The organism is Aquimarina muelleri DSM 19832 (genome assembly GCF_000430665.1).
In the GTDB taxonomy this organism is placed as follows: domain Bacteria; phylum Bacteroidota; class Bacteroidia; order Flavobacteriales; family Flavobacteriaceae; genus Aquimarina; species Aquimarina muelleri.
On the sequence record NZ_AUML01000065.1, the window covers coordinates 1 to 9,333 of the forward strand.

The 9,333-nt window shown below is 30.2% G+C and carries 12 protein-coding genes; 7 read left to right on the forward strand and 5 right to left on the reverse strand.

Going from position 1 to position 9,333, the window contains the following annotated elements; translation table 11 throughout:
• Positions 1-329 precede the first annotated feature (329 nt).
• From H527_RS0117985 to H527_RS24095, 5 genes are all read left to right on the forward strand, one after another.
• Entirely contained in the window at positions 330-671 is a 342-nt protein-coding gene (locus H527_RS0117985) for a hypothetical protein (protein WP_027413963.1), read from the forward strand.
• A 122-nt stretch (positions 672-793) separates the two neighbouring features.
• The gene (locus H527_RS24475; RefSeq protein WP_027413964.1) at positions 794-1,378 is read left to right on the forward strand and encodes a hypothetical protein; all 585 of its coding nucleotides are present in this window, start codon (positions 794-796) and stop codon (positions 1,376-1,378) included.
• 22 nt (positions 1,379-1,400) lie between these two features.
• Positions 1,401-1,811 (forward strand): hypothetical protein, encoded by a 411-nt coding sequence (locus tag H527_RS0117995; protein WP_027413965.1) that lies wholly within the window; start codon positions 1,401-1,403, stop codon positions 1,809-1,811.
• A gap of 127 nt (positions 1,812-1,938) precedes the next feature.
• A complete protein-coding gene (locus H527_RS0118000; protein WP_027413966.1) occupies positions 1,939-2,298 on the forward strand; it encodes a hypothetical protein in 360 nt (119 codons plus the stop codon).
• Between the two features lie 256 nt (positions 2,299-2,554).
• The gene (locus H527_RS24095; RefSeq protein ID WP_155837944.1) at positions 2,555-2,722 is read left to right on the forward strand and encodes a hypothetical protein; all 168 of its coding nucleotides are present in this window, start codon (positions 2,555-2,557) and stop codon (positions 2,720-2,722) included.
• Between the two features lie 417 nt (positions 2,723-3,139).
• On the opposite strand, the gene H527_RS0118010 is transcribed toward H527_RS24095, so the two are convergent.
• The 5 genes from H527_RS0118010 to H527_RS0118030 all read right to left on the reverse strand — a co-directional run bounded on the left by H527_RS0118010 (position 3,140) and on the right by H527_RS0118030 (position 7,007).
• Positions 3,140-3,607: a hypothetical protein gene (locus H527_RS0118010; RefSeq protein WP_027413967.1), complete on the reverse strand. Its 468-nt coding sequence runs from the start codon at positions 3,605-3,607 to the stop codon at positions 3,140-3,142.
• A gap of 31 nt (positions 3,608-3,638) precedes the next feature.
• Positions 3,639-4,145 carry a Dps family protein gene (locus tag H527_RS0118015; protein ID WP_027413968.1) on the reverse strand — a complete coding sequence of 169 codons (507 nt, stop codon included), beginning with the start codon at positions 4,143-4,145 and terminating at the stop codon, positions 3,639-3,641.
• A 209-nt stretch (positions 4,146-4,354) separates the two neighbouring features.
• Positions 4,355-4,957, reverse strand: coding sequence for a DUF2652 domain-containing protein (locus H527_RS0118020; RefSeq protein ID WP_027413969.1), 603 nt, complete (start codon positions 4,955-4,957; stop codon positions 4,355-4,357).
• Positions 4,958-4,977: 20 nt separating this feature from the next.
• Entirely contained in the window at positions 4,978-6,258 is a 1,281-nt protein-coding gene (locus H527_RS0118025; protein ID WP_027413970.1) for a DUF2254 domain-containing protein, read from the reverse strand.
• A gap of 29 nt (positions 6,259-6,287) precedes the next feature.
• Entirely contained in the window at positions 6,288-7,007 is a 720-nt protein-coding gene (locus H527_RS0118030; protein ID WP_027413971.1) for a flavodoxin family protein, read from the reverse strand.
• A gap of 295 nt (positions 7,008-7,302) precedes the next feature.
• On the opposite strand from H527_RS0118030, the gene H527_RS0118035 reads away from it, so the two are divergent.
• Together H527_RS0118035 and H527_RS22585 are read left to right on the forward strand one after the other, a co-directional pair.
• Positions 7,303-7,878: a hypothetical protein gene (locus H527_RS0118035; RefSeq protein ID WP_027413972.1), complete on the forward strand. Its 576-nt coding sequence runs from the start codon at positions 7,303-7,305 to the stop codon at positions 7,876-7,878.
• Between the two features lie 510 nt (positions 7,879-8,388).
• A complete protein-coding gene (locus H527_RS22585; protein WP_081414642.1) occupies positions 8,389-9,090 on the forward strand; it encodes a mechanosensitive ion channel family protein in 702 nt (233 codons plus the stop codon).
• Positions 9,091-9,333: the final 243 nt, after the last annotated feature.

The window sequence follows — 9,333 nt, forward strand, 5'->3', positions numbered from 1 at the left end:
TTAAAATCGTTACTATGTTTTCGCTTTACCATAATTCAAATATATTTAACATTATGGGCTATTTAAAATCGTCCTAACAAAACTAGATATTCCACCGTAAAGGTTTTGATAAATATGATACCGTTACCAACCGTTTTAATGCCTATATCTATTCTGCGCAAAAAATAAAGTATAGAGAGGATATAGAAATCCATGCATGGTTTTATCCTTATGGTATCAAAGCCCCCTTAAAAGAAGGGCGACGTTTTGTAATTACCCCCATTATATTTCATTTTCCTGAACAGGAATCCTATAGGTTTAGAGAGGATGAGTTTTTACCAAATTGTATTGTGGATTTTGGGTTGCCCGATCAGTTCTATTGGGATTATCAAGAGTACAGATATGGCGAGGTACTATTTACGTGCAGGGTACGGGTGCAGGACGAGGAGTTTGCCCCCACCAATTTTAACGAAGAACCACGTTATGTTTTTGGTAGTGCGCAGGTATATAATAAAAAAGATAACCAACAAAAACACCTAACCAGTATTTTTACAGTACATAGGCACGGGCAACGCACCAATGTATTAGATGTAAAACTATTAGATACAACCAAAGAACAAGCCATGCAAAAACCCAGAATCATAGCCAAAAACAGTATTAAAATGTTACAATCCTATAACCCAAAACTATAAATTAAACATGTCGTTACCACATCAAATATTAGAAAATCCTACTGTAATTGACCAAGAATTAGTTAGTAAATCAGGGAAAGGTATGTTAAGACGTGCCGATGATAAAATATATTTAGAATCCCATGCGCATAGAAAAAAAACTAGAATCGAATTTGGGGGGGGCAATTGTAATAGGGGTTTGGTTAGGGGCATCCGCAGAGCTTTCTTCACAATATATAGTACCCGCTATATTTACTTTAGGAGGAGTATTTTGGGTTATTTATGGGTTATTTGCAAACAAAAAATATAAAATATTCGAGTTAAATCGTCTAGAAGGTACAGTAGCCTATCCCGATCATTATTTTAATCCCCCACTAAAAGGCAAGTTTAAGGATTTAAAAGCGGTAATATCGGTAAGCGGTAATATCGATGGCTATGCCGATAGTGAGTATCTTAAATTTGTAAACACCTTTAAACCCAGAAAATTAGATTTATTGTATACTTTTTATGGTAGTGATCCCAAAAAAGATTGGAGTTTTTATGTTTGGTATATGGATAAAAACAGACCCTTGCCCCCTGGTACTGCTTTTGATGAATACAGGCAACAGGATTTTGAACGAAGAAAAGCTTTAGGGTTTCCTAGACCGCTATATCCTAGCGATATACCAACACCAGAAGCCACACCAGAGCAACAAAAAGAACGAGAACGATTTTGGAAAGAATGGTAGTAAAGGTTTATTGTAATAAATAATGAGTAAAAAGAAGAGCAGGCATCAACCGCATAGGATACAAGTTACTCCTACTTTAATAAACAATCCCAATAAAGGGGTAATAATATTAGAAGCTAATGACCTATTTTATAAATTAGAAGGAACATCAATATTATCTGTAAGCTGGTTTTTTGGCGCAATAGCTGTTGCTTTTGGAATATGGACTGCTAATAGTGATGATATTGATTGGTATTATGGAATATTTTCTTTTTTACAAATATCAATAGGTCTATTCTTTTTTATTTATGGGCTTACTGCCAAAAAAGAAAAAAAAATGTTTGTGCTAGACAGGCTTAGGTATGGTTACTTATCCCGATTTATTTTATTTACCCTCAGCTCTGCAAAGCCTCCTGACTTCGCAGAACACTTAAAAACGATATTTAAAAGATAATAAAATAGGTAGTAGTAAATATCAAAAAACTAAGCATAAAATAAATCACTCCAAGTCGGGAGACTTTGCGCAGGGGGTCATTAAAGCAGGTTCTTAGATATTTGTAAAATAATAATGATAAAGAAACATGAAGTTAAACAAAAATAGATTAATTGGAGACATTATTAACGTATTGTATTTTGCTAACAAGATCATAAAAGAAAGAATTGATGTTAAGGATTTTTCGGAGTTTGAAGAACAGTATAACAAGGTTTATAGTCAGTTAAAACAACACAGAGAAGAATTGATTATTGATAATGAATTGCTGAAACTTAAAATAGATGATCTTACTTTATTTAGAGAAACAAACAAACCTAATGTTGGAGATGGTTTCTTTTTGTTTTTAGGCTATTTTCTCAAACTTTTTCAGGAGGGTAAAGATGTAGAAAAGGTAAGGCACATTCATAGTACATTATCGGTTATAAAGATGTTATTAGAAAACGGGTAGTGTTTTGACTTCGCGGAATAATTAAAAAACGATATTTAAAAGATAACAAAATAGGTAGTAGTAAATATCAAAAAACTAAGCATAAAATAAATTACCCAAAGGGGGGAGACTTTGCGCAGCGGGTGTTTTTTTAATTATAATATTTATGCTATTTGTTAATTTTTAGTTAAGTGAGGTTTAGCCTTATTTTTTCATAGCTTCTTCTTAGTAACTTTATTTCTAACTATTTATATTTGAAAAACTTAAAACTTATATTATGTTAAAAAACATTTCAAACTTAGGAACAACCTTAAATAAATCTGAACAACAATCCATTAATGGAGGAGGGAATCCAGATCCATATTGCCATCTTTTACCTATTGAGCCTTGTGAGAATGGTTATCGTAGAGATGAAAACTGTTTATGTGTATGGGGTGTGATATAAGTAAAAAAATTAAGCGAACTTCGGTTCGCTTTTTTATATTATTTTCATTTATGCTACTGTTTAAAGATATTCTACCTCTAGGCTGATCCTATTGTGCATTTCTCTTTGTATTTCTCTTTGTATTACTATGCAGGTTTCTGAGTTTTGTAAATAAGCCTGGATAAAGGGTCATGCCCCCTAAATGGTACACTTGCTGCTTAGCCAGTAAACAGATAACCGCTAAGCTTTTATGTTTTTTCCTATAAACAGCAAACAAAAGAACCAATAATAAACCCTGAAAAAGCAGATCTAATAACTAATAGAGTTTTTTTTTTAGGTCTAAAAACAAATTGATAAGAAGTATACTTTTTATATTAATCAAAAAAAACTCCTGAAGAAATCAGGAGTTTAAGTATTATTGTGTTTTTAGAATCTATTCTAAATAGAATCGAATTCCTCTACAAAAAAGAAGTCTTTGTCATCATTATTTACAAAATATACTCCTTCGCCAAAAATATACTCTACATTTTTATTGTCTACTATAACACTAAAACCTTTTTTTGTTGGTTTTAGTTCAAAACTATCTTTAGCATCCTTTGTGTAACTCAATACAATGTACTTATCATAATCGCTATACATATCGTTGTCAATATAGATAAGTTTTGTTACTTGCTCGGGAGTGGCCTTTGTGTTTTGGTTTATTTTGTTTTTATCTTCTTCTTTAAGTTCTACTTTTGAATTACTTGTTTTATATACAGTGATTCGGTAAGGGATTTTCTTACCATTTTTTTCGAATTCAAAAGTTTTTGTAGTCCTCGTTTTTAATACATCTACATTGCTTTGTGCTATTGTATCGGTAAAGGTAAGTAGTAACACTACTACGGTAATTATTTTTATAATTCTCATGTTTATACTTTTTTAGATTGGTTAATTACTATTATGCCTGTTCTATTAGGCTAGTATCTAGACTATCCGAAGTGTCTTTGTGCCATGCGTTAAGCATCCAGCTTAATTTTTCTAGTTCTCCGATATAGGCTCCTAGCATATCAATGGTTCCTTCGTCGTTAGCTTCTTCTGCATGATTTAGTACTACTCGCATCTGCATAAGTAGTTTTTTATGATCTTGTAACAGTTCCTTTACCATTTCTGTATCTTTTAACAGTGGCGAAACTTCTTTTACAGTAGCAATTTTTATATATTCTTTAAACTGGCTTACAGGGTGATGTTGAAGAGTTAAAATACGTTCTGCAATATCATCAATTTTCACTTTGGCATTGTTATACAATTCCTCAAATTTATGGTGAAGATCAAAGAAGTTTTTGCCTAATATGTTCCAATGAAACCCTCTTAGTTTTTGGTAATACAAGTTATAATCTGCCAAAAGCACATTTAATTCTAATACTACTGGTAAAAGCTTTTTCTCATTCATATTCAGATAATTCATAGCAATTTTTTTTAAGATTAATTTTTTATAATTGAACAGAAAGAATGTGTTTTCCTTTTGTTCATTACAAATGTAGCATGAGTAATATGGATTCTTTTGCTCATATACGATTTATCTTAACCCGATTGTTAAAACTAAAAAATAGTCTTGAAAAATAATTTTTATATGGGATTAATTGGTAAGTGCAGATGTAAATATTTTATAGAAAATTAGTAGGCAAGAGGTTCTAAATTAATAAAACTATAGTTAACCTCTCCTATGTGTTTATACTTTGTGCCTCTTTCATAAAGTCTTCCCCATCCAAAATTGTGTTCTATAGTTTCTTTTTTATATTCTAAAAGTAAATCTTCAGAAAGCAAAATGTATTCATTTATTGAGATTTTATTTTTTAGTAATCTATGAGCTATAATAACATCTTCTCCCATTAATTTAATGTTTTTGCCAATAGGAACTGAGCTCACTTGTTTACCATAATGTAACACAATTTTCAAGCCCAATATTTCTGGTATATTATTGCTTTGCTCATTTTTTTTATATTTTTTGTGCAGCACATCTAATTGTGCATAAAACTCGGTATAAAAAAGTCGGCATTGATCAATTAGTTCTTTAAAAGATGGTAGTTTTCCTGGTAGATAAAATAATATAGCATCTCCTTCTATTTCTGATACTTTTAAACCAATTTTGTTTGCATAAATAACTTTGTTTAATAAAGCAGGGATAACCTTTGAGCTTAATTGAATATTCGTAGAACTCATAAATTTGGTAAATCCACTAATGTCAGGTATGCAAATTAATGTAGGAGAAGCTTCCATATCAGTTTTATAAAATTGAATTAGTTATCTAGCAAGGCTAAGATACGATTTACATCTTCACTATTTTTAATGTTCTCATTGATATCAGTACAAAGCGCTTTTAATTCTTTAAGAACATCTTGCTTATATTCTGATTGTATTTTTGTATTACTGTTTATGTGTTTTAAAGAATCTAAAAGTTCGTATGACACAGAACTATCTGTTTTGGCATATTGTCGAATTGGTTCAATTATTATCCTCATAAGTTCTTTAGATGAAATTTTATTATGAATAATTTTAATTTTACAATCCGATATTTTTATAATTGTTTTTGGTTTGATGATTAAAGCATGTTGAAGCAATTGCCCTAATTTTGAAATAACATTTATGGCTGTTCCTGGATCATTAATCCCCGGGGATAATGCTTTTACTGCTACTTCTGTGAGTTTGATCATGCCGCCTATACTACTATCTTCGTGATGACGATTAGATAAAATATACAAACAAATGTGTAGTGATTCTAATTCTTTATCAGTAATAGGGTTTTTAATTTTAAAAACAGGATCTCCTTCCCAAACATGTTGATCTGCATAGGGTATAATTTCAATAATATTATCTTTATTCTTTAAAGAATCCTCTATAAACCTAGAGTCAAAGGACTTATAGTATCCCGTTTTTTTACTTCTAATTATTTTCCAAAAATGATCTGTAGTATCAATATTATATAAACTATTGTTTTGTTCTTTTTTTTCCTTTTCTAAAAACTTGGCACTAGAATGATAAATTCGATTTATTATATTATGAATTTGAATGGCTTGCGATATACTGTGTATAAAGTATACAAATAGTCCGATACAAAAAATCCCTAATATTGCAGAAATCATAACGGAGAAACCAATAGCGTTAGAGGATGCTCCATAAACTCCCAAAGACATTAATAAAATTATACTATATAAAATGGTGCCTATATAAAAACCTAATATGATTTGATGCTTTTTGTCGGATATCAAACCAGGTAAAAGTCGAGGTGAAAAATTAGAAGATGCTTGATTTAAAACAACCATGACCATAGTAAAACTAAATACAGTTAATGATAATATGCCACCAAATAAAGTGGAAAGGATTGTTCTGGCTGTTTCGTTGTTTTTTACTAAAAGATAGGGTACTTGTTTTTTAAAAGAGTGAGTTATTTGTAGGTTCTCTATAAACAATAGAATAATAGCTAAAAAAAAGAAAGCTAGGCTTATCAATACGGGATAAAAAGCAATACTATTGAAAATAGTACTTTTTATTTTCTTTAAAAACTTTAATATAGCTTTCATAATAAATAATTTATTGAAGATATTATTTATTAGCGATATTCTGGGTTTTCGAAGTTCCACCTTGTACCATCATCCCATTTTTCTCGAGAATTACCATAGGCTGGATATCCTTTTTGATCTACAAGCATTTTGGCTAAATGTAGTAAATTATAAGTCATAAAAGTGGTGTTTCTATTGGTAAACGCATTGTTTTTGGCATTCGATTCTTTATCTAAATAACTGGGGCCGGGTCCAGCCTCTCCTATCCAACCACAATCTGCTTGTGGAGGAATACTATATCCCAAATGTTGTAATGCATATAGGATACCCATAGAACAATGTTTAATTCCATCTTCATTTCCTGTAATTACACAACCGCCAACTTTACCATAATAAATATATTGCCCCTTACTGTTAGTAGTCGCACTCATACCATAAAGCCTTTCTATCAATTTTGTAGCTATAGAAGATTTTTCTCCTAACCAGATTGGTGTTCCTATAATAAGTATATCTGCATTTTGTACTTTCGTATAAATCTCAGGCCAATCGTCTTTTTCTTTTCCTTCTTTTTTCATATCAGGGAGTAAGCCATAAGCAATATCATAATCTACTAAACGCAAATAATCAACAGATACATTTTCAGCTTTCATAATATTCATAGAAACTTGCATTAACCCCTCAGTATGACTTTTTTGTGAAGAATTTTTTAAAGTACAATTAATGTACAATGCTTTTAAAACTGAAAAGTCTGGTTTTTTACTAGAATTCATGTCCAATTATTTTTATGATATTTAAGAAGTACAATCTCATAAATTTAATACAGATTTAAGTGCACAAATGCGATTATTATTAACGCAATCCAAAATTTGCTAATAAAAATATTCTTTTTTTAAAGCAGTTAATGAAAATTGTATATGCGCACCATATTTAGTAACAAGAAAAATACTTTTGAACAGTAAATTAATGAGAAGGATTACTATAATTTAGAAATATAAAATATTTGGTAGAGCAAATGTAATTTTTTAAAAGAGTACTCCTTTTTAACTTAAATTAAAAACTTTTATTATGAAAAAATTTATAGGTATTATAATGATTATCCTATTAGTAAGTAGCTGTGATGTTCAGCAAAAAAAAGAAACAAAACTACCCGAAGTGGATGTAGATATTGATACTAAATCTGCACAGCTCCCTACTTTTGATGTAGATTGGGCAGATGTAAAAGTGGGTACTAAAACAAAAACTGTTAAAATCCCGAAAGTTGTGGTAGTAATGGAGGAAGAAGAAATTGAAGTTCCTTATATAGATATAGATATGCCTAACTCTGGAGAAAAAGAAGAACTAACCCTAGCGGTAGAGGCAGAAGTTATGGTTAAAGAACACTCTATAGATATCAAAGAGATTATAGCTACTAATAAGACATTGTATGTGATCTCAGAACTAAAAGAATTAGATCAGGATCTTGAGGATAAAAAATTGAGAGTTTCGGATCGTGTTATTATTAATGCACCAGATCTAAATGTAAAGCATATTATTATGGGCGAAAAACCAAATAGAGTTTTTAATGACCAGTATAAATATGTCAATGATATTAATTCATTTAAGTCGAAATTAAAAAATCCGAAGGTAATTTTTACTAAATAGCATATCTGGAAATCCAGATAGATATGGTTAGTACCGAAAATGGTCTCAACTACCTGTATAGATGAGGCCATTTTTATTTTTTTAAATGAAGCATAAAAACAAAAGTCTTAGTCATAAGGGGGTGAAATAAATTCATGTTCGAATAATAAAATAAGAGAACAGTTAGTTAATCGAGATAAAACCTTTAGATTATAAAAAATCAGAAATACCAAATTCTATTAAAGAATTAGTTTAGGTTTATTATAAAAAAAAATCTACAACACTGTGATACAGTATGCTAACTTTGTAAATAAATATCTGACTGAAATTGTTTTAAAGCTAGTGTTAAAAAGGATATAGAGAAATTATAATAGGTAAACTTAGATATGCCTAAGCTTTTTTATAAAGTTTAATCCCTAATTGAGGGCTTAATTGTGGGAGGCTTGTCTCGAAAACAATATATATTTTTGGAAGCATATCTAGTGAACTTGCTTTGAGGTTATTGATTAAAAATTTTAAAGAAAATAAATAATGAAAAATAAACTAATCAGTGCTTGGGATAAAATGATAGATAAACTGGGATCTTGGTTAGATACAATTGTTATAAATCTACCTAATATCCTAATTGCTATAATTGTATTTGTAATTGTGCTTATATCCTCTAAGTATATTAGTAGGTTGGTCTTAAGAGTGCTAGAAAAAAGCCGATTGCAAAGAGCAATGAAAAACTTGATTTCAAGAATGATTTCTATAATTGTTATCATGATAGGGCTTTTTCTTATCCTTGGAATCTTAAATTTAAGTAAAGCATTAAATACTATTTTAGCTGGTGCAGGTGTAGCAGGGTTAGCTGTAGGTTTAGCTTTGCAAGGAGCTTTGGCTAATACCTATTCTGGTATTATTTTATCTTATATAAAAAATCTAAAATTTGGAGATTGGATAGAAACTAATAACTATGAAGGTGAGGTTGTGGATATAGATTTAAGAGCGGTAACTATAAAACAAGTGGATAATAATTTAGTATATATACCAAACAAACTAGTAGTCGAAAATCCAATTAAAAATTATTCTACAACAGCTCAATCCAGAGTAATCTTAGAATGTGGCGTAGACTATGAATCTGATTTGCGTTTTGTTAAAAAACTTACGATAGAAACTGTTGTACATAATTCCCCACATAAAGGAAATCTATTAATTTCTTTTGCTAACGTTAAGAACTCCCGAACTTTATAGAGATCCTATGCAAGGCCGATTTTTAAACTGATGCATAATAGCTCGGGCGTAATTCTGGTTGAAAATGTAAAAGCCCCTGAATTAGAGGTTCAGAGGCTTGTTGATAATTTCAGTGGTGGAACTGACTTGTCAGTTACCCCGTTCAGAATAATTTTCAAATACAAAGTTACATTTCCTTAGGATCATTTTTTGTAAATCTTTAATTTTTTTAAAATGGAAAGAAAAATGAAACTAGGAATGGAT